The 20,487-nt window shown below is 61.1% G+C and carries 23 protein-coding genes; 20 read left to right on the top strand and 3 right to left on the bottom strand.

The genetic code is table 11. From position 1 onward, the window contains the following. Positions 1-4: 4 nt before the first annotated feature. On the bottom strand, positions 5-1,990 hold the full coding sequence (locus tag Pan97_RS19140; RefSeq protein ID WP_144975382.1) for a S8 family serine peptidase: 1,986 nt from the start codon (positions 1,988-1,990) through the stop codon (positions 5-7). 334 nt (positions 1,991-2,324) lie between these two features. Between Pan97_RS19140 and Pan97_RS19135 the strand changes: the two genes are divergently transcribed. From Pan97_RS19135 to Pan97_RS19045, 20 genes are all read left to right on the top strand, one after another. Continuing rightward, positions 2,325-2,834: an RNA polymerase sigma factor gene (locus tag Pan97_RS19135; RefSeq protein WP_144975380.1), complete on the top strand. Its 510-nt coding sequence runs from the start codon at positions 2,325-2,327 to the stop codon at positions 2,832-2,834. Beyond that, positions 2,831-3,427, top strand: a complete 597-nt coding sequence (locus Pan97_RS19130; protein WP_144975378.1) for a hypothetical protein — start codon at positions 2,831-2,833, stop codon at positions 3,425-3,427. The genes Pan97_RS19135 and Pan97_RS19130 overlap by 4 nt, the downstream gene beginning before the upstream one ends. Then, entirely contained in the window at positions 3,411-5,252 is a 1,842-nt protein-coding gene (locus Pan97_RS19125) for a phage major capsid protein (RefSeq protein ID WP_144975376.1), read from the top strand. Before Pan97_RS19130 ends, Pan97_RS19125 begins: the two co-directional genes overlap by 17 nt. 125 nt (positions 5,253-5,377) lie before the next feature. Next, positions 5,378-5,545 carry a hypothetical protein gene (locus Pan97_RS26340; protein WP_165698856.1) on the top strand — a complete coding sequence of 56 codons (168 nt, stop codon included), beginning with the start codon at positions 5,378-5,380 and terminating at the stop codon, positions 5,543-5,545. 85 nt (positions 5,546-5,630) lie between these two features. Then, positions 5,631-7,136 carry an AAA family ATPase gene (locus tag Pan97_RS19120; RefSeq protein ID WP_165698855.1) on the top strand — a complete coding sequence of 502 codons (1,506 nt, stop codon included), beginning with the start codon at positions 5,631-5,633 and terminating at the stop codon, positions 7,134-7,136. Positions 7,137-7,442: 306 nt separating this feature from the next. Next, on the top strand, positions 7,443-7,745 hold the full coding sequence (locus tag Pan97_RS19115; protein ID WP_144975372.1) for a hypothetical protein: 303 nt from the start codon (positions 7,443-7,445) through the stop codon (positions 7,743-7,745). A gap of 91 nt (positions 7,746-7,836) precedes the next feature. Then, on the top strand, positions 7,837-8,112 hold the full coding sequence (locus Pan97_RS19110; protein ID WP_206668903.1) for a winged helix-turn-helix domain-containing protein: 276 nt from the start codon (positions 7,837-7,839) through the stop codon (positions 8,110-8,112). Next, positions 8,109-8,312 carry a hypothetical protein gene (locus Pan97_RS19105; protein ID WP_144975368.1) on the top strand — a complete coding sequence of 68 codons (204 nt, stop codon included), beginning with the start codon at positions 8,109-8,111 and terminating at the stop codon, positions 8,310-8,312. The genes Pan97_RS19110 and Pan97_RS19105 overlap by 4 nt, the downstream gene beginning before the upstream one ends. Before the next feature lie 105 nt (positions 8,313-8,417). Beyond that, entirely contained in the window at positions 8,418-10,256 is a 1,839-nt protein-coding gene (locus Pan97_RS19100) for a recombinase family protein (protein ID WP_144975366.1), read from the top strand. Beyond that, positions 10,238-10,780, top strand: coding sequence for a phage portal family protein (locus tag Pan97_RS19095; RefSeq protein WP_144975364.1), 543 nt, complete (start codon positions 10,238-10,240; stop codon positions 10,778-10,780). The genes Pan97_RS19100 and Pan97_RS19095 overlap by 19 nt, the downstream gene beginning before the upstream one ends. After that, a complete protein-coding gene (locus Pan97_RS19090; RefSeq protein WP_144975362.1) occupies positions 10,737-12,770 on the top strand; it encodes a phage major capsid protein in 2,034 nt (677 codons plus the stop codon). The genes Pan97_RS19095 and Pan97_RS19090 overlap by 44 nt, the downstream gene beginning before the upstream one ends. Before the next feature lie 45 nt (positions 12,771-12,815). Then, complete coding sequence (locus tag Pan97_RS19085; RefSeq protein ID WP_144975360.1) at positions 12,816-13,157, top strand: DUF2190 family protein; 342 nt, start codon at positions 12,816-12,818, stop codon at positions 13,155-13,157. 15 nt (positions 13,158-13,172) lie between these two features. Beyond that, positions 13,173-13,556: a hypothetical protein gene (locus Pan97_RS19080; protein ID WP_144975358.1), complete on the top strand. Its 384-nt coding sequence runs from the start codon at positions 13,173-13,175 to the stop codon at positions 13,554-13,556. Further along, positions 13,556-13,984 (top strand): hypothetical protein, encoded by a 429-nt coding sequence (locus tag Pan97_RS19075; protein ID WP_144975356.1) that lies wholly within the window; start codon positions 13,556-13,558, stop codon positions 13,982-13,984. Before Pan97_RS19080 ends, Pan97_RS19075 begins: the two co-directional genes overlap by 1 nt. Before the next feature lie 12 nt (positions 13,985-13,996). After that, a complete protein-coding gene (locus Pan97_RS19070) occupies positions 13,997-14,386 on the top strand; it encodes a hypothetical protein (RefSeq protein ID WP_144975354.1) in 390 nt (129 codons plus the stop codon). Between the two features lie 16 nt (positions 14,387-14,402). Then, entirely contained in the window at positions 14,403-14,846 is a 444-nt protein-coding gene (locus Pan97_RS19065; protein WP_144975352.1) for a phage tail tube protein, read from the top strand. Positions 14,847-14,863: 17 nt separating this feature from the next. Further along, on the top strand, positions 14,864-15,322 hold the full coding sequence (locus Pan97_RS19060) for a hypothetical protein (protein WP_144975350.1): 459 nt from the start codon (positions 14,864-14,866) through the stop codon (positions 15,320-15,322). 20 nt (positions 15,323-15,342) lie between these two features. Then, positions 15,343-15,588 (top strand): hypothetical protein, encoded by a 246-nt coding sequence (locus Pan97_RS19055; protein WP_144975348.1) that lies wholly within the window; start codon positions 15,343-15,345, stop codon positions 15,586-15,588. Positions 15,589-15,600: 12 nt separating this feature from the next. Further along, the gene (locus Pan97_RS19050; protein ID WP_144975346.1) at positions 15,601-17,601 is read left to right on the top strand and encodes a phage tail tape measure protein; all 2,001 of its coding nucleotides are present in this window, start codon (positions 15,601-15,603) and stop codon (positions 17,599-17,601) included. Between the two features lie 6 nt (positions 17,602-17,607). After that, positions 17,608-18,393, top strand: a complete 786-nt coding sequence (locus Pan97_RS19045; protein ID WP_144975344.1) for a hypothetical protein — start codon at positions 17,608-17,610, stop codon at positions 18,391-18,393. A gap of 228 nt (positions 18,394-18,621) precedes the next feature. Here the strand turns inward: Pan97_RS19045 and Pan97_RS19040 are convergent, their stop codons facing one another. Both Pan97_RS19040 and Pan97_RS19035 read right to left on the bottom strand, forming a co-directional pair. Beyond that, positions 18,622-18,825 carry a hypothetical protein gene (locus Pan97_RS19040; protein ID WP_144975342.1) on the bottom strand — a complete coding sequence of 68 codons (204 nt, stop codon included), beginning with the start codon at positions 18,823-18,825 and terminating at the stop codon, positions 18,622-18,624. A 578-nt stretch (positions 18,826-19,403) separates the two neighbouring features. Continuing rightward, complete coding sequence (locus Pan97_RS19035) at positions 19,404-20,477, bottom strand: hypothetical protein (RefSeq protein WP_144975340.1); 1,074 nt, start codon at positions 20,475-20,477, stop codon at positions 19,404-19,406. Between the last annotated feature and the right edge of the window lie 10 nt (positions 20,478-20,487).

Genomic DNA, 20,487 nt, shown 5'->3' with positions numbered 1-20,487 from the left:
GCCGCTACCGACTACCACAACGGAAGCGATAAAAGACGTGGCGGCGCGGGGGACACGGGATGTAACAACGAGGTGGGGGGCAAATCACGATTGGCGGTTTCTTTCCGATAGGTGGCGGGCTCTGCTTACACAAGAAGCCAATGTCAAGAGTGCCGCCAGTTACGCACTTTCCCGACAACGCGGGAATTGAGCGAGCATTGTCTAGAAGTAGCTTTCGAATCGCCTTGAAATCGCCACTGCTATACCTCTTATGTCCCCAAATCAGCGCCGCCGCACCTGCGACATGCGGACTTGCCATGGATGTCCCAGTGTACGAGTCATAACCCGATGCCTTTACAGAAGTTGGCACAGTGCTGTAAATGTCTGTCCCGGGAGCACCCAAATCGACGCTCCGCAATCCAAAATGACTACTCGCATTAAGCTGTTCTCTCTCCGTGATGTTCGCAACCGCGATGACGTTGTCATTCGGAAAGGACGCGGGGAACTGGGGCACGACGTCATTATCAATCGTGCGTGGATCATCACCACGATTTAGATTGCCAGCTGAGCATACAATCAGAACGCCCTTGTCTTCCGCTCCATCAATAACACGTTTCAAGAAAGCCCGCTCACTTCCCCAGCGAAGACTCAAGTTGATGACGCGAACTTTCCTCGCGACAGCATAATCGATGGCAGAAGCTAGAGCGCTTCCAACTGGTGCAGTTCCAGCGTCATCAAAAACTTTGAGTCCCATGACCTGCACACGCCAATTGACGCCTGCGACTCCGAGCTTGTTGTTGCCAACGGCACCGATAGTTCCGGCGACGTGGCTACCGTGTCCGTATCTATCGAGCGTATCCGTTGTAGGTGGAAGTTGAGTGAAGTTCAGGCCGTAGTAGTCATCCTTGTGGCCGTTACTGTCGTCATCAACTCCGTTGTTAGGGATCTCACCCGTATTGACCCACACGTTGGCCTTCAGGTCCGGATGATTATAATCGACGCCCGAATCGATCACTGCCACAACAACATCTGTTTGGTTGGCACAGGTCCACGCCTTCTTCGCCTTGATGGAATCCATTCCCCAGAGCTTGGCAATCTCTGGATCATCTGGCGTGGTCAGTACAACGCCTTTAGACACGACCGTCTTGGGTGTCCCGTTCGGGAATACAATCTCTCGACCTTTGGTTGGGTTGTCCTTCACCAGCGTCAAATCTGGTTCAACGTAATCCAGCATTGGCGATTTTTGCAGTTGCACCAGCGTTGCTTGCTGCAGTGGCGGCTTCCAGTCACAGAAGGCGATTGGAGTGGTCTCGAGTTTGTGAATCACGCGCAGCTTTCCTTCTTTCTCCATTTGCGCAAGCATCTCGAGACTTTCCTTCTTCTTCCCCTTCTTCCAGACGCACACCATACGGCCAGCGTGTTCGTATGCTGCCAAGACTTCGTCCGTAATCTGCCGCACTTCGGGCTGCGCGTCGTCAACGACCAACTCGATGTCAGGTTCGACACTTTGGATCGACGGGTCGCTCCTCAGCCGCTTGAGTCCGTCCTCGGTGAGTTGTCCGGTGCAAACGCCGAACGGGATTGCAGAGCCAAGGTACGTGACCTTCAGACCGACCGCTTCAATCGTCCTCATGGCTGCTTGAGCCGTGCCTTTTTTCCAGACACAGACGATGCGTTTCGACGCATTGAGTTGCTCAGCACTGTACTCATCCTGGGCCTGCGCATTAAACGCCACAAACCTAACGTTGCCTTTTCGGGGCGTTGCCTCAGGGCGCGTTTGAGAAGCAGATTCCACAAAGGTTCGGTCAACGTCGCTCAACCGTTCGACGGGGACAGCGAAGACTCTGCCATCGCTCTGGCGTCTGATCTTTACGACGTCGCCAGCAAAGGAGACGAGATCTGCATTGACTGTTCGTCCGGATGACCGCTCGGTCCAGGTGCGGGCATAAGAAACAGTAGAAGAGAGAGTCAACAGTAAGGTTGTGATAACAACCGTGAATCGTCTTTGCATTTGACACCTCGTGGTTGGCCGGCTAGGGAAAATGGAAACCTCTCTATCAAGGAGAGACGACTTCGGAGTCCAAAAAGTTTCAGCGACTCCACGAATCGGCAGCGAACTGCTCTCGCCTCCACTAAATTGCCCAGTTTATCATTCTGCAACGCGAGTTCAATCGTCGGACATGAGAAAAATCAGTGATATTTCCGCGCAGCTAATACGCAAACAACTGACGATCCGATGGAGGCCGAGGTCTCAAGAAGATTTCGAGTCTACGATGGCGCGTTTGCGCGGAGGCGCGTGGATTAGTTGAGTAGACGCAGGAAGCCTGCCGGTCAAAGGAGATTGGATGACCGATTACTTCGACACCCCCGATGATCTCCACCCGTTTGCGGAGGCGTTGGTCAAGAAACTCATCGCGGCCAAGCGACCGCATGGCTGGGACGACCATCGCACGGAGGATGCGATTCAGGAGCTGTTTCTGGCCGGCTGGCAGGTCTTGTGTGAGACGAAGGACGTCGGTCTTGCCAAGAACCGCATGGCGAGCCGGCAGTACAACCTCCTCCGTGACTTCTACTCGGAAGGCAAACGCGAGCCGAAGGCTGTCTCACGAATCGACTCTGACAACCAGCCGGGAAACATCGAGGGTTATGCGACGCCGCGCACTTCGCGTTGTCGCGACCCGGCCGTCGACGGGTTGATTCGCGACTATCTCGGCAGCCTGCCGGAACGAAGGCGGGAAGTCTGCACGCTGTGGATGGCCGGCTGCACGGTCGACGAAATCGCCAGGGAGACGGGAATTCCCAAGCGAACCGTCCAACGCGAACTCTCAATCATCAAAGAAGGAGAACAAGGATGAGGCAAACTGAACAGCAGGACCGCGAAGCCCGGGCCGACAAGAAGCACTATTGGCTCCGCGAGGACTTCGATCAGTTGATGGAATTGCTACCCAACATCGACGACGAGAAGATGCGCAGTCGCAACTCCAGCACGGCGCTGATCTATCCCAAGTCGACGGAAGGCGCATTCCGCGAACTGCGTCTCCGAGGGTTGTACGTCGACGGCATCTACCTCTGGCAGCTCGCCGAGAAAGGAATCGTCCAGCCGAAGGGAGCGCGGCCAGGCATGACCTGGACGGGCAACGATTGGCTCGAGTGGAGCAAGGAGGACATCGACGCGGCCGCCGAGTGGATCTATGAGAACGACCAGGACCGATGGTCGTCCTGGACGCACTACTGCTGGGTCAACAACCTGCGGTTCGGCCAGTGCGTGAAGGCGCGTCGCGTTGCAGCCGCTCGTTACAAGATGGGGTTCTCGACGAGCTTCGACGTGCTCGGCTTGGTCACCGTGATCGAACCGTCCACCGATCCGAACGAGTACGCCTACATCCGGTTCTTCCCGCAGGGAACCAAACTCGAACCGCAGGAGGCGACCAATGTCCACAGCGACTGAAGAACTGCTGCTCGCGACAAGCGACGTGGATATTCAGGCCGCCGGCAAAACGCCGGCCGTCACCATCGTCGCCTACACAGGCGGTGAGATGGTCGTGCCTGGATGGGGACCGCTAGTTCTCGACCTGGCCGGCGTCGACGTCTCGGCGTCTCAGATCAGCATCCTGGCCGACCACGACTCTACGCTGCGAGGTGTTGTGGGTTTCGGGCAGGCGTCGGTCGCCAACGGCAAGTTGCTAGTCGCCGGCACGATCGCGCCCACCAATGAGGCCGCGAAGCAGATCATCGAGCTGGCTCGCAGCGGGTTTCAGTTTCAGGCGTCGGTCGGTGTTGCTCCGGGCGAATCGAAGCGAGTACGCGCCGGCGACATTGTTGAAGTAAACGGGCGGACGATCAGGGCGACCGGTAGCGGGTTCACGCTGGTGCGGTCGTCCGCGCTCAAGGAAGTCAGCATTGTGGCGATTGGTGCCGATGCCGGAACGTCGGTCGCGATCGCCGCTTCGCAGGAAGGAGAAGAGGCTCTCATGACAACCACAGAAAAAACCGCCGAGGACATCCGTGCCGAAGCGGCTGCCGAAACCGAACGGATCACGGCGATTCGTCGTGCCTGCAATGGCGAACACGGCGACATCGAGGCGCAGGCCATCCGAGAAGGCTGGTCCGGACAGCAGACGGAACTGGCCGTGCTGCGAGCGTCGCGCCCGCGCGGTCCGTACATCCAAACGACGACGGTCGCGCCCACGCGCGACGTGATCGAAGCGGCCGTGCTGGTCCACATGGGCCACGAGAATCTGGTCGAGAAGCACCTTGGCCCGCAAACCGCCCAACAAGCCCGCGAGCTGCGGGCCACGAGCCTCGTTGATCTATGCCGGGCGGCACTGATGGTCGAACAGCGCGACGCGCCATCGGGACGCGAGGCCCTGATCCGCGCGGCGCTGTCGACTTACTCTCTTCCCGTCGCGCTTGGGAATGCGGCGAACAAGGTGCTTCTCGATGCTTACACCGAGTCGCCGGCCACCTGGCGTGCGTTCGCGGCGATCAAGTCGGCTGCCGACTTCAAGGATCACACCGGCATCCGACCGAGTGATACCGGTGACCTGACGCAGGTTGCGCCGGGCGGCGAACTGAAGCACGGCAGCATCGACGAGGCGACCTACCAGTATTCGGTCGATACCTTTGGCAAGATGCTGTCGATTGACCGGCGCGACATCATCAACGACGACCTCGGTCTGTTCGAGGACACGGCGATGTCGCTCGGTCGAGCGGCCATGCGCGCGGTCAGCGATCTGGCCTACACGACGCTGCTCGGTGGGGCCGGCTCGTTCTTCAGCGCCGGCAACGGCAACTTTGACACCGGTGCCGGATCGACGCTCGACGCGATCGCGCTGGCGACCGGCATCGCTCGCATGATGGCGCAGCGGGACGACGAGGATCGCGACCTCGACATCCGACCTCGCACGTTACTTGTGCCGCCCGAGTTGCAGCAGACCGCCAAGGAGCTGCTGCAGTCCGACTTTATCCAGCGGGCGAACAACGACGAGCCGACGGGCAATGCCCTCAAGAACGTCGTGTCGCTCGAGGTCGAACCGCGGCTGTCGAACTCAGCTCGCTTCACCGGCACCAGCGATAAGGCATGGTATCTGTTCGCCGGCCGGCAGGACGCGGCAATCGTCGTGGCATTCCTGCAGGGCAAGCAGAGCCCGACGGTTGAGTTTTTCGGCTTCGACGCCGATCCCAACAAGCTCGCCGCGACGTGGCGAGTCTATCACGACTTCGGTTCCGCGCTGGGCGATTATCGCGCCGCGTACAAGGCCGACGGCGAATAGTCCGCGCCGCACTCAATGGACTGGCCCGCACCCGCGTGGCGAATCGTGGCTTGCACCAGGACTTGCAGGCCGCGACGCCGATTTGTCTCTGCGACAGCAGAATTCGCGGTTTCGAGGAGAGGGTCATGAGAACCAAGTCAACACCGTGCGCTGAGGATGCGCGCCGGCAGGATCCGGATACGAAGGAGAAGCTTCCTGAGGAAGTCGCCGACGCCTGGGCCGCCGTATTGATCGACATCTACGAGAAGCGACGGAAACAAGCGGAGGCCAACGATGGTGACGCTGCCGCCTGAGACGGTTCGCTTCTACGACGACGGTCCGCATTGGCCTGTCACGCCCGAGCGCCAAACCAACGAACGCGTCTATCGCCAAGCCTTCATGGAGGGCGCTATGGTGGTCGCCACCTGGGATGCGCCCGACGAGGCAGCCATCGCCCTGGCCTGGAACGACCGGCGGCAGGCAAGACGGGAAGCCGAACTGCTCGTGCCGAGCGCCGAGATGTACGGCGATCCCGACATGGAGAGCGACCAGGTGGTCTACCACACGGGCCACGAGGTTGCCGCATGTCGCACGCGCGGACGTTGCCAGGCAATGGAGATGGCCAAGCAACTCTGGTGGGAACTGTGCGAAGCGGGTGCGACCAACGGCCAAGTCGCGGACGAGATTGTGCCGCCGTGGCAGAAGGCGGTCGATGCGTGGGCGAAAGCGGAGATCAATCCGAAGCGGATCGTACCACCGCCACGGCCCGAGGATTTTCTGACGGAGGGACTGCGCGGCATGCTTGAGGCACCGAAGCCGGCAAAGCCAACACCGGCACCAGCGCCGCTCTGGCGACCACCGGCACCGCCTCACGCGATCAAGAGGAGGTTGAAAGACGTGGAACGTGAACTACTTGACTGGTTGTGGCCTGGGCGGATTCCGCTGGGCAAGCTGACTCTGTTGGCCGGCGATCCAGGTCTGGGAAAGTCATTCGTCACGCTGGACATCGCCGCTCGCGTTTCGCGCGGCGAGCCGTGGCCCGACCTGCCCTTGCTCAAGCAGTCGCCGGCGGGCGTCGTGCTCTTCAACGCCGAGGACGATCTGGCCGACACCATCGCGCCGCGATTGGACAAGGCCGGCGCGGACGACGGGAACATAGTGGCCGTCGAAGGCGTGGCCGAAGGTGGCAGACGCCGGCACTTCTCGCTTGAGGCCGACCTCCCACGCCTTGAGGAAGTCATGCAAGAGATGCCCGACGCGCGCCTGGTCGTGATCGATCCGATTTCGGCCTACACCGGCAGCGTTGATTCCCACAAGAACACGGATGTCCGAGGTCTACTCGCGCCGCTTGCCGATTTGGCTGGCCGCCATCGGGTGGCGATTGTCGCTGTGACCCATCTCAGCAAGTCGGGTGGCGCGAAAGCGGTGTACCGTGCGATGGGCTCGCTGGCATTCGCGGCCGCTTCACGCGCCGTGTGGGCGGTGGCCAAGGACCAGGAGAATCCCGAGCGACGATTGTTCCTGCCCGGCAAGCTAAACCTCGCACGCGATCCCGACGGCCTGGCGTACCGCATCGTCGACAGCCGCGTGGCATGGGAACTCGAACCGGTTCGCATGCACGCCGACGAGGCCTTCGCGGCGGAATTGAAATCGACCAGCGACAAGAGCACTCAAGGCGCGGAGCGACGTGAGGTCGTCGCCTGGTTGCGCAACGAGCTCGCTGAAGGTCGCCAGCCATCGAAACAGGTGATTGCGGATGCGAGAGAGAACGGCTTCTCGGAGCGAACGCTCCGGCGTGCGTTCAAGGAGATCGAAGGTCGGTCCAAGAAGGATGGTGGCAAGTGGTATTGGAGCCTGCCGGATCAAGATGGCCACCAAGACTGCCACCAACCCCCGTCTCAATAAGTTGGCAGTCTTGGCAGCCTTGGACATCTTTCACCGAATCAAGACTGCCAACACTGCCACCAAAAAGGAAGATGGCCACCAAATTGCCGTAGAGGGAACGCGTGGTTCCCGGTGTTTTTGGGGAAGGCTGCCAACACTGCCAAGATTGCCACCAAAAAGAGACGGGGGCATGTTGGCAGTCTTGGTGGCAACCTTGAATCGCCTCCGTTGGGCGAACGGGTCCTACCTCGCGACCGTCTTCAGGAGACGCCCGCGGGAACAGTCGCAAACTTACCTACAGTTTCTTTCTTGTACATGTCCGAGCCAATGCCCGAACCAACGCCCGAACCAACGCCCGAGCACGTCATGCGGATCACCCACCTGCGAGACAGCCTGGGATGGGCGTATCAATCCGTGGCCAACACCGACGAGCCGATTGTGATCCAGCGCTACAGCAAGCAGGACGTCGTAATGGTCCCGCTGTGGGAATGGCAATTTCTGAAACAGATCGAAGCGTCGATTCGGGCTGGCGAATACCCTTGGCTGGACGCCCAAATGGCCAACCCGTCGCCCACAGTTGGCCCGTCTGGCGACGATTCGGCGGACTTGGCCAAGGATGCCAACGCCTAGCTTGATGACGCCGAAAACGCGAGGTAACTGTCCTGTCACGCGTCGCGGCGTTCGCGACGCAACAACACCAATCCGATTGGGAGACGAAACGATGGCAGGAAAGAAGACCGCAACCCAACCGAAGCTGAGCCAGATCGATGCAGCCATCAAGGTGCTGCGGCAAGCCCGAAAGCCCATGAGCTGCAAAGAGATGATCGAGGCGATGGAAAGGAAAAACCTGTGGACCTCGCCCGGCGGCAAGACGCCGCAGGCCACCTTGTACGCTTCGATCATTCGAGACATCGGCAAGGGAAAGGACGCCCGTTTCAAGAAGACCGGCCCCGGTCGTTTCACCTTGGCGGCGAAGAAACGGAGGGCGTCCAAATGACACGACAACGATTGCAAGCCGAACCGGCCTACGAGACGTCCCACCTGGTTGCGCAGGACCTGTTGCAACGCATCCGCGAATTGTTGCAGGACCAACCGGCACCCGGCGGCGAGGTCGACATCGCATGGACGCATGTTGGAACGATGGCTGAAGTCAACCAGAGGTTGGCGGCGGTCGTCGGAATCTTGGAAGGCCGATGATCAGTCGAAACCACCCAACGTCTGAAACCAAAGCGAGCCGTCGGCGTGCAGCGAACACGCCGGCGGCTCTTACCATTCACACCCTTTGGTTTGGAAAGGGCAATCATGGCTAAACGCAATTCTACACGGAGAAACGGGTCGCGCGTTCCGGCGGTTGGCTACATCCGCATGAGCACCGACCAACAGCAGGATAGCCCCGCGCGGCAACGAAAGGACATTGAGGCCTTGGCCGATCGCGCCGGCTACAAAATCGTCCGCTGGTATGAAGACCACGGACTGACCGGCACGGAATCGAACAACCGCAAGGACTTCCAGCGGTTGCTCGGTGACGCAAAAGGCGGCGCGTTTCGCGCTGTTCTGCTTTCTGAACAAAGCCGGATGTCGCGCGAGGACGTGTTCGACGCGATGATCCATTGGAAGCAGCTACGGGACGCCGGCGTGAAGATCATCACCTGCCAGCGCGGCGAACTCGACTTCAACAACCTGGGCGGCGTGATCACCGCCATCGTCGATCAGTACGGCGCACGCGAGGAATCGGTGAAACTGGCCGACCGGGTTATTAGTGGCAAGCGACTGGCAATCAGTCGTGGCCAGAAGCAGGGCGGGCCACCGTTCGGCTACGACCGGGAGATTCTCGACGAAACGGGTGTCGTCGTCCGCCGCGTATCGCCAACGGAGAAGTTCCGGCGTCCGATTGAATGGTCGTCGAGACTGGTCATCTCAACCGACGTGCGAGCTGTCGAAGCGGTGCGAATGATGTTCGAGGCCGTTGCAAAAGGCTCGTCGTGCGGGTCCGTGGCCCGCCAGCTCAATCGGCAAGGCTACCGAACGATGCATGGCAACCGGTGGAACGCCACGAGTGTTCGACGCACGGTGACGAATCCGGTCTACGTGGGAAGGATCGTTGCCGGCCAGAAGCGGCGGCGCGGCAAGTTTCGCAGTCTCTACGATGATGGTGGCGTGACATGCGAAGACGCCCACGAGCCGCTCGTAACACCCGCGTTATTCGACCGCGCGCAGAAGCAGCTCCAGCGAAACAGCGAGCCGTGCAAGGCTCCAACGCCAGGCAAGTACCTGCTCACTGGAGTTGTCTTTCTCGGCGACGGCCGCAGACTGCAAGGCTGCACCATGAGCCATTCGCAACGCGCGGTCGTGCGACGGTACTATTCGCTGCCTCCCCGCGAATTCGAGGAACACCCGGAGGAATCGGATCGGCCAAGCTTCCGCGCGGAGACCATCGAGCAGGGCGTCTTGTCCAAGTTACAGGCGTTCATGTCGGACGAACGCACAAAGCGAGCGATCCGCAAGGAGATCACGCGTCGCACGAGAAAGGTTCAGACCGATGTCGGTCGGTACGAATCGCAGCTTGCCGACTTGTGGGCCAAGATCGAACGGGGCACGGAGAACCTGGCCCTGGCCGATCCGTTGGACGTTCCCGGTATCTCGAAGCTGCTGGCGACGTGGCGCAAACAGGAATCGGAGCTCAAAGAGAAGCTGCACCAGGTGCAGGGCGAGCAAGCACCGACGCCGGAAGCGCTGGAGGTCATCGCACGGTTGGACGAACTGCTGGAGTGCCTGTCGGAAGCGGACCGTGAGAAGCTCGCGTTCGCCATTCGCCAGACCGTGAAGCGGATCATTCTTCGTCGCGAGCGTCGTGGCGACGGCAAGCACCGGATCACGCTGTGGGACGGCGCGATCGAACTTCGCGACGACCTGGGCATCGATGGCACGATTCCAATTACCGATGATGACGTTCCCAGTCCCGGTCGCTGGCGGGACGCCGCGCGCTTCGTCCGCGAACAGGACGACGTGGTGTTCCTTGGCAACGTAGCCGACCATCTCGGCGTGCGACGGCCGTACGCTTCTCGCCTCCTTGCGCAGGCCGTCTTAAGCGGCAAGATTAACAACCTCGGCCATCAAAAGGGTTGGATCGCCGCCGAATAGACGCGTTCTGCATTGTTCGCTCTTATCCCGCCTCTTGCGCTCCGTTCAACGTCGCGGCGGGAAACAGCTCGGGATACAACTACGCCTCGGGCCGTCTGGATCATCAGACGTACTTCAAATCGATCCGCGTCGAGCAGGCCCAACTGGAATCGGTTGTGCTCGATCGAGTGCTGGCCGCTTGGTTCGACGAAGCGGTGCTCATTCCGGGACTCTTGCCCGCGGACGCTGGGCCGATCGCTCAATGGCCCCATCAATGGTTTTGGGATGGCCACGAGCATGTGGACCCCGCCAAAGAAGCCAGCGCCCAAGCGACCCGTTTGGCCAATCTCACCACCACCCTTGCTCACGAATACGCCCGGCAGGGGCGCGATTGGGAAGAAGCCTTGCGCCAGCGGGCCAAGGAATTCTCGCTGATGCAGGAACTCGGGCTGACACCTGCGGCAGTTCCACCGACCAACGACGACATCGAGGAGGACGAAGATGGCGAAGAAGCAAACGAAGACGCGCCCGCCCGCGCAGCCTGAAAAGCAGAACGTGCCCAGCACGCTGCAACTCACCGCGACGGCGATGATCGACGTCGCGTCAGCCGGCGATGAAGGCTCCGCGCCCGCGCTGCCCCGATTCCGAATGGTCGCCTACACCGGCGCACCGATGCGGATCGCGGGCTGGCGTTTTCCGGTCATCATCGACCTCGCGGGACTGGGGATTCCCTCGCAGTCGCGGCCGATCCGCTTCAGTCATGACCCGACGTCCGGCGTCGGGCACACGGACAACATCCGCATCGACGGCGGGCAGCTGGTGGCAACGGGCATTGTGTCCCGCGACACAGCAGCCGCCCGCGAAGTCGTCGCCTCTTCGAAGAACGGATTCCCCTGGCAGGCATCCGTGGGAGCGAGCGTCGATGAGTTCGAGTTCGTCAAGGAACGCCAAACGGTAATCGTCAACGGCCAGGAGCACGCCGGCCCGCTCAACGTCGTGCGCAAGTCCACGCTCAGTGAGATCAGTTTCGTCGATCTCGGCGCGGATGGGCAGACCAGCGCGACGGTCGCAGCCGCTGCCAACCATACCGACAAGCAAGAGGAGAATTCCGACATGGACCCCGAAAACACCACTGCCGCCACAGATACCGACGCGAACGAGCGGGATTCGCACCAAGCGAACCAACAAACGCAGGCCCCTGCTGTGACCGCCGGCTCCGCCGTCGATGAAATCCGCTCGCAGGCTGCTGCCGAAGTCAGTCGCATCTCGGCGATCCGCCAACTGTGCGCGGGCCGTTTTCCTGAGATCGAGGCCAAGGCGATCGGTGAAGGCTGGGACGTGACGCGCTGTGAATTGGAAGTGCTTCGCGCCAACCGGCCCCGCACGCCGGCGATTCACATGCACGACAAGACGATCAATGCCCGCGTGCTCGAGGCGGCGTGCCTGCTGACAGGGCACGTGGACCAGATCGACGCCATGTTCGACGGTCAAACGCTCGACGCCGCGACGGAGCGATTCCGCGGCGGCATCGGGCTGCAGGAACTGCTGCTCGAAGCGGCATGGGCCAACGGCTACACCGGCCGCAACTTCCGCGACAGCCGGGCTGTGTTGCGTTACGCCTTCAACCCGACGCTCGAAGCCGGATTCTCGACCGTCGACATCGGCGGCATCCTGTCGAACGTCGCTAACAAATTCCTGCTCGATGGCTTCTTCAGCGTCGAGCGGACCTGGCGGAACGTTACGGCAGTGCGCAACGTGAGCGACTTCAAGACCGTGACCAGCTACCGATTGGTCGGCAAGGATCAATACGAGCAGGTCGCACCCGGCGGCGAGCTCAAGCACGGGACGCTCGGCGAAGAGAAGTACGAGAACAAGGCCGACACCTACGGCCTGATGCTCTCGATCGATCGCCGCGACATCATCAACGACGACCTGAATGCCATCACCACCGTGCCGCGCAAGCTTGGTCGGGGCAGCGGTCTGAAGATCAATGACGTCTTCTGGTCAACGTTCCTGGCCAACAGCGCCTTCTTCACGGCGGGCAACAACAACTACATCACCGGTGCCAGCACGGCGCTGTCGATCGACGGATTGACCGAAGGCGAAGTGACCTTCATGGATCAGGTCGATGGCGACGGCAAGCCGATCGGCATCATGCCGGCGATCTTGCTCGTGCCGACGTCGCTATCAGCCATCGGCTCGCAGCTCTTCAAGTCGATGGAACTGCGGGACACGACGACCACCACGAAGTACCCGGTGTCCAATCCGCACCAGGGCAAGTTCCGCGTCGAGGTCAGTCGCTACCTGTCCAACGCCCAATACACGGGCAATTCGTCGAAGGCCTGGTATCTGCTGGCCGAGTCGACCGACCTGCCCGTCATCGAGGTCGCATTCCTCAACGGCCAAGAGGCCCCGACGATCGAAACGGCCGAGGCGGACTTCAACAAGCTCGGTGTCCAGATGCGAGGTTACCACGACTTCGGGGTGGCACTTCAAGACTCGCGCGGTGGCGTGAAAGCCAAGGGCGAAGCGTAAGCCTGACACGACAACCAAAACCTTGAAATTCAATCGGAGGCTGATATGGCTCAAGCAACTTTTGTTCACGAAGGCGCAGCCATCGACCACACGCCTGGGGCGGACGTCGCTCCGGGCGATGTGGTGGTGCAAAGCGACCTGGTTGGCATCGCCAAACGAGAGATCAAGGCCAACACGCTCGGCGCTCTGGCCGTGGAAGGCGTCTTCGACGTGGCCAAGGAGGCCGGCGGCGGTGTGACGTTCTCAACAGGCGACCTGGCGTACTGGGATGACGCCAATGACGTGGCCGTTACGACCGATGGCGGCGGCGCGAACAAGCTGCTCGGCAAAGCGGTCGCAGACGCGGCTGACGCTGACGCCAGCGTTCGCGCCAAGCTCACGCCGTAATTCGGAGTCAACATCGTGGCTGACATCCTCGAAACCGGATCGAACTGGCTGCAAAGTCAGCGAAAGAAACACGCCACTCGCTCGGTCACGTATCGGCGAGGCGTAGATTCGGTGCCCGTGCAAGCCACGGTCGGCCGCACGGTCTTCGAACAAGACGATGGCACCGGCGTCATCGTCCGCACCGAGGTTCGCGATTACCTGATCGACACGGCTGATCTCGTGCTCGCCGGCCAGCCGGCGTTGCCCGAACGAGGCGACCGCGTGGAAGAGATCGACGCCGGAAAGAAGTTCACCTACGAGGTCATGCCTCTGGGGACGGAGCCGCACTGGCGCTACAGCGATCCGTATCGCACAACGCTGCGGGTCCATACGAAACACATCGCTACGGAGGATGCTTGATGGCCGTGATTACGGACGTTGCCGACGCGCTGGTTGCCGAATTGAACGCCGCTTCGTTGAGCCTGCCACTCACCGCAGCGCGGCACTACGTTCCGTCGTTCGAACTGCAGGACATGAAAGATCTGCACGTCAGCGTCGTCCCCAAAGGCGTGGTGATCACCAAGAGCGACCGCACCCGCAACACGAACGACTTTCAGATCGACGTGGCGGTGCAGAAGAAATTTGAGACGGGCGATGCGGCGGAAATTGATCCACTGCTGACTTTGGTCGAGGAGATCGCGGACTTTTTTCGTTTGCGACGGCTGACAGCGTATCCGAACGCCCACTGGATCAAGACGGAGCATGCACCCATTTACGCCCAGGAACACTGGGACGAACTACGGCAGTTCACTAGCGTCCTGACGCTGACGTTTCGAGTCGTGAGGTAACGAATGATCGCCATGCAGTCGCGGACGCGCGACAACACGAAGCAGGTGCTGGCCAAAGCCAAGAAGGGCAGCATCAAGAGCCTCGGCCACGCCGGCGCGACGATTCGCTTGACGGCCAAGAGAAGCATCCGACGCCGCAAGAAGGCGAGCGCCGAGGGGAAGCCGCCCAGCACCCGCAAAGGACAGCTTCGCGGCGCGATCATGTACGCGGTCGAGAAGCAGAACGATCTGGTCGCGATCGGTCCGGAGCACACGAAGGTCGGAAAGTCGGCTTCCGCACACGAGCACGGCGGGCGGTACAAGCGGCAGCGTTACCCGAAGCGACCGTTCATGGGTCCGGCATTGGAAACAACCAAGGAGCGACTGCCGCGCAAGTGGGCAGGCTCCGTTAAGGCGCACTGAATAGGAGACGAACGTCATGGCCACACGATTGGGCATGGATGCAAAGCTGTATCGCAACACGGGCGACTACGCGACGCCGGTCTGGGTCGAGGTGAGCAACGTCAAAGACGTCACGCTGAACCTGGAGAAAGGCGAGGCCGACGTCACGACCCGCGCCAACGCTGGCTGGCGAGCCACGGTTGGCACGCTCAAGGACGCCTCGATTGAGTTCCAGATGGTTTGGGACACGGTCGACGCAGGCTTCGACGCGATCCGTCAGGCGTTCTTCAACAACGCGCCGCTGGAATTCGCAGTGATGGACGGCGACATCACCGATCCCGATTCGGAAGGACTGCGAGCGACCTTCGACATCTTTAACTTCACGCGCAACGAAGCGCTGGAAGAGGCCATCATGGTCGACGTTTCGATCAAGCCAACCTACGCCGACAACGCGCCCGAATGGATCACTGGCGGACCGTAAGCGAACGAAAGGAACGCATGAAGACATTTAACGACAACGCGGGCCGCACCTGGACGGTCGCCATCAACGTCGAGTGCATCAAACGGGTCAAGACGCTCCTCTCGGTGAATCTACTGGACGCCATCGAGGGAAAGCTGATCGAGCAGCTTGTCTCCGACCCAATCCTGTTGTGCGACGTGATCTTTGCGATCTGCAAGCCCGAAGCGGATACGAAGGAAATCAGCGATGAAGAGTTCGGCCGCGCGATGGCCGGCGACGCGATCGACAACGCAACGACCGCCTTGCTGGAGGAACTTGTCGATTTTTTCCCGAGCGGCAAGCGCCAGGTGCTGGCGAAGGCGCTGGCCAAACTGAAAACATTCCAGTCGAAGGCGGTCGAGACGGCCAGCAAGCGGTTGGACGATCCGAGACTGGATCAGCAACTGGAAGCGCTGCTGAGCGAAGGCGAGTTACCGGAGACGTCGCCTGGAAGCTGATCTGGCAACTGGCCGGCATCGTGGGCGTCGATCCGAATCCGCTGACCCTCCGCGAGTTGATCTGGATGGTCGGCGCGCGGCGGCAGGACCAGTGGTCGCACACGGCGGCGGTCTTGGCGCTGACGGCGAACGTCCACCGCAACCCAAAAAAGCGGTCGAAGCCGTACTCGCCCGCCGAGTTCCATCCACTGGTTGAACGAAAACCGGTCGCGATTTCCAAGACCGGCATTCGCGTCCTGAAACGTGTGTTTGTTGATAAAAGGTGAATCACATAACCCATGCCTTCGGCTCAAGCAATCCGCGCTGGCGCGGCCTACGTCGAACTCTACACGAAGGACAGCCGTCTCGTTCGCGGCCTGGCCCGCGCATCGAAGCGATTGCAGGCCTTCGGTGCGGGCGTCCGCGCGATGGGGCTCAAAGTCGCGGCCGCCGGAGCCGCGATGCTCGCGCCTCTATTGGGAGCGGCGAAACTCTTCGCTTCCACGGGTGACCAGCTCGACAAGATGCGGGCACGGACCGGTTTCTCAGCTGAGGCGCTCAGCGAACTAGGATTCGCTGCCGAACAGGGCGGCGCGTCCATCGACCAACTCGACCGCTCGCTGGCAGCAATGGCCCGCTTTTCCGTGATGGTCGAGCGCGGTCTGAAAACGTCCACTGATCTTCTCGACATGCTCGGCGTCTCCGCTGAGCAGTTCAAACAGGCCAGCCCCGAAGAACGCTTCAAGCTGCTGGCCGAGGCGATTTCCAAGATCGAAGACCCCACGCTCCGCGCTGGCGTCGCCCTGAACGTGTTTGGCCGCAGTGGCCGTGAGCTACTGCCCATGCTGGAAGGCGGTCGGGCGTCGATCGAAGCGCTACAAAAAGAGGCCCGCCGGCTCGGCATCACGATGACGGACGAGGACGCCACCTCCGCAGCCGAGTTGACCGACGCATTGAACCGCTTGAAACGCCAACTAATGGCCATCGTTGTGCAGATCGGCGCAGCGCTCGCCCCAGTGCTGACGGAAATGCAGAAGCGAATCGCACCCCTCATCACGTCGGTCATCAAATGGATCAAAGAGAACAAGACGCTCGTCGTTACGGTCTTCAAGATCGCCGCCGCTGTAGTTGCCGCCGGCGTTGCGCTCATTATTCTTGGCACGCTGATCTCCAGCGCCGGCGCGGTGATCGGCGCGGTGATCGGCGGGCTGGTCGCGGTCATCGGGGCGGTCGGAGCGGCGATTGCCATTCTGGGAAAAATCATCGCGCTGCTGCTCACGCCGATCGGCTTGGTCATTCTCGCTGTCGTGGCGCTGGCCGGCTACCTGCTGTACGCGACTGGAATTGGCGGCAAGGCGCTCGCCTGGTTGGGCGAGCGGTTTCAGGTACTCAAGAGCGATGCCCTCGCCGCGTGGCAGGGAATCGGCGATGCGCTGGCGGCAGGCGACCTCGCCCTGGCGGCGAAGATTCTCTGGTTGACGCTGAAGATGGAATGGAAGCGGGGCATCCACTTCCTCAACGGACTGTGGATCAAGTTCAAGGAGTTCTTCCTCTCTATCGCCACGAATGCCGTGTTCGGCGCGGCGAAGATCTTTAACGATGGTTGGGCCGCCATCGAAGTTGCCTGGACCGAGACGGTCGGGTTCCTCGCCGACGCCTGGTCGGTCTTTACCAACCTGCTCACCAAGACCTGGCATTCGACCGTCGGCTTCATCAAGAAGGCCTGGGTCCGGCTCAAGTCGCTGTTCGATTCGGACGTGGATGTCAACGCCGAGGTCAATCGCATAAATCGCGAAACCAGCCAGGCGAATGAAGCCGCCGACAACAAGATGCTCGAGGCGGTTGGCCGGCGGGACCGTGAGCGACGAGAGCGACGCGCACAAATCGAACGCGACCGGGCCGGCGTCGAGAGCACGCTCACCGACATGCAGCGAGAGGAACACGCCCGCCGGCAACGGCAGTTCGCCGAAGACCTTGGGGAAACGGAGGGCGAACTGGCGGACGCTCGCCGCGAGTGGCAGGAGGCCATCGCCGAAGCGGCGAAGAAACGGGCTGAAGCCGAGTCGAGCGAGCCAGAACGCATGAAGGAACTCCAAGACAGTCTGTCCTTCAGCGCGGGGGCGCTCGGCGAAGAGCAGCGCAAGGTCGAAGTCAAAGGCACGTTCAACGCGCTGGCTGCCCGCGGACTCGGCGCGGACAACCTGGCCGAGCGGACGGCGCGGGCCGCCGAGCAGATCGTCGTCAACACGAAGGACCTGGTGGACCAGGCTAAACAAGGAAAGCTCGTCTTCGCACAGTAGATCGTTATGGCCATCACCATTGATGAGAAATTCGACAGCCGCGAGGCGACGGAAAGCGAAAGCCCGAATACCGAGCTTCTGTATGTCGTCCAAGGCACCGATGACGATCTGCTGGTCAAATCGCTCGTGGCCGCAACCGCGCCGGCGATCTACGACGGGCTCAAACGCGACAGCTTCACGATCAAGACGGTCGGCGGCGGCGTTTGGGAATGCTCCGTCCAGTACGTCAAGATCGAGAGCGATTCGCAGTTCACCTTCGACACCGGCGGCGGCACGCAGCACATCAGTCAGGCCATCGAGACGATCAATCGCTATCCCGCGCCCGGCGAGATCGCGCCCGACTTTCAGAGCGCGATCGGCGTCAACCAGGACCAGATTGAAGGGACCGACATCACGGTCCCGGTCTACAACTTCACCGAAACGCATTACATCGACGATGCACTGGTGACCGGCGCGTACAAGGCGACGCTCTTCTTTCTGACTGGTCGCGTCAACGACGCCGGGTTCAAGGGCTTCGCCAAAGGCGAGGTGCTATTCCTCGGCGCGTCGGGCGCGAAGCGTGGCTTCGAGGATTGGGAGATCACGTTCCGGTTCGCGGCCAGCCCGAACGTGGCGGGTCTGCAATTGGGCAACATCGCCGGCATCGACAAGGAAGGCTGGCATTATCTCTGGGTGCGCTTCGCAGACGAAGAGGACAACGCGGCCAAAGTGCTGATCAAGAAGCCGATCGCCGCCTACGTCGAGCGGGTCTACGAGTACGGGAGTTTCGCTGGCCTCGGAATTGGGACGTAGGGCATGGCCGATCGCTTCAAAAAGACGCAGGCCGGCCAGCCGCTCGATGTCTCGGCGGAAGTCTGGAACTCGTTTCTCGACACCGTTCGAGAACAGAAGGGGAAGAAGCACGACCAGCTCGCCGAGGCGCTGGACCAGATTCGCCAGGGCGACATCATCAAGGTTCGCAACAACAGCGGTGACGACCGCCTACGGTTTCATGTGCTGGGCATCGACTCGCCGATCATTTCACCCGGCGATCATCTGCGCGAGTTCAAAAACCAAGTCGCGCTGGAAGGCGTCAAACCGAAGCATCCTCGCCACTTCACGCGGTTCGCGATTCTGCTGGACCCGCTGCGCGACGGCAAGATCGGCCGGGCGTGGGTTTCGGGCGTCTGCCCGGCTTACATCGAGGTCGAGGACCCCTGCCACGAGTTCGCCGACGTCAAACATTGCGATCCGACGGCGCTGACTAGCCGGCCCGTCGGATCGGCCAAGATTCTCTGGCGAGAGGGTGGAACCGGCGGGCAATGGGCCGTCGTGCGGTTGTCGAACTACCCCGACGACATGCGGCGTTTCAAGCTGATCACGCCGCTTTCCCGTTGCGGCTCCGCTTCGGCGGTGCGGGTCATCTACGATGGCTCGAAAACCAATCCGCCTTGTCCGACGCCGATGCCGGACGACTTGAAATGGTGCGAGGTCGACTGCCCGTTCACCGTCTACGATTCAATCGGCGTGGTTTGCCCCGACGTTTGCCAACCGCAATCATCGGGCGAGTGCTGTGATCCGGCGGACAGCGTGCCGGCCGGCACGTTCGGTTGGGCCAAATGGATGGCCGACAGCCGCAAGTGGGAAGTCGTGCAACTCGGCGAAGGATGCTGCGACTCGTCGAGTTCGTCCAGTTCTTCGTCCTCGTCGAGTTCATCGAGCAGCTCGTCGTCCTCCAGTTCGTCCTCGTCGAGTTCGTCGTCGAGCAGTTCCAGCGAGAGTAGTTCGTCGGGATCGTCCAGCGAACCGTCGTGCCCGCCCGGTCAAGGTCTGACCACGACGGTCGATACGCTGCTGCCATGCCCCGAACGATACGGGGACACGATCCGGTTTCCGACGCAGCGTCTCACGTTTGTGTGCGGACAGCTGGTGTCGATCGACGACACTGACGACTGCGAAGTGCCAATCTGTTGCGAGGCGAGTTCGTCGTCACCAAGCACGTCGGCACCTGACCCATGCGCGCACTTCGACGTGCAAGACGCTGGCGATTGCTGGGAGATCACAATCTGCGGCAAGAAGATCTGCGTACCGAAGTGTCCTTGCCCGTCCAGTTCGTCCAACTCATCGAGCGTCCCTCCGAGTTCATCCAGCTCGTCGTCAAGTTCGAGCTCATCGAGCAGTAGTAGTAGCAGTTCAAGTTCGTCATCCAGCGAGCCTTCATCGAGCAACTCGTCGAGTTCGTCTTCATCCAGTTCATCGAGCAGCTCGTCGTCAAGTTCTTCCTCAAGTAGCGAACCGTCGTCCAGCAGCAGTTCAAGTTCGTCCTCCAGCGAGTCCTCGTCCAGCAGTTCCAGCAGCAGTAGTTCGTCGTCGAGCAGCAGCTCTTCCAGCTCATCGTCGTCAAGCTCGTCGAGCGAACCTTCATCGAGTTCGTCCTCCAGCAGCGAGCCATCTTCGAGCAGTAGCATCCAACCGTCATCCAGCCTTCCTTCGTCGAGTAGTTCCAGCAGCAGTCCGTCGTCCGAAAGTTCAAGCAGTTCGTCGTCGTCGAGTTCGTCATCGAGCAGCCATCCATCTTCGAGCGGCAGCTCCTCGTCGAATTCTGTTCCCTCGAGTTCGACATCGGGCTCGTCGAGCAGCGACAGCCTGCCATCTTCAAGCACCGAGCCGCCGAGCAGCGGGCCAACTCCAAGTTCGGTCGATAGCAGTTCGTCGTCGAGTTCGTCCTCATCGGCGGAAAGCAGTTCGTCGAGTGAGTCCAGCGCCGTCCCAACACCAAGTGCCAGCAGCTCCACGCCGATGCCTTCGGGTAGCGGTTCGCCGACTCCCAGCAGTTCCACTGTGCCGCCGCCGGTTCCGACATCGTCCAGTTCGAGTGAATCGTCAAGCAGTAGCACCGAACCCGAA

The organism is Bremerella volcania (assembly GCF_007748115.1).
GTDB lineage: Bacteria > Planctomycetota > Planctomycetia > Pirellulales > Pirellulaceae > Bremerella > Bremerella volcania.
This window is presented reverse-complemented; position numbering and strand designations above follow the sequence as displayed.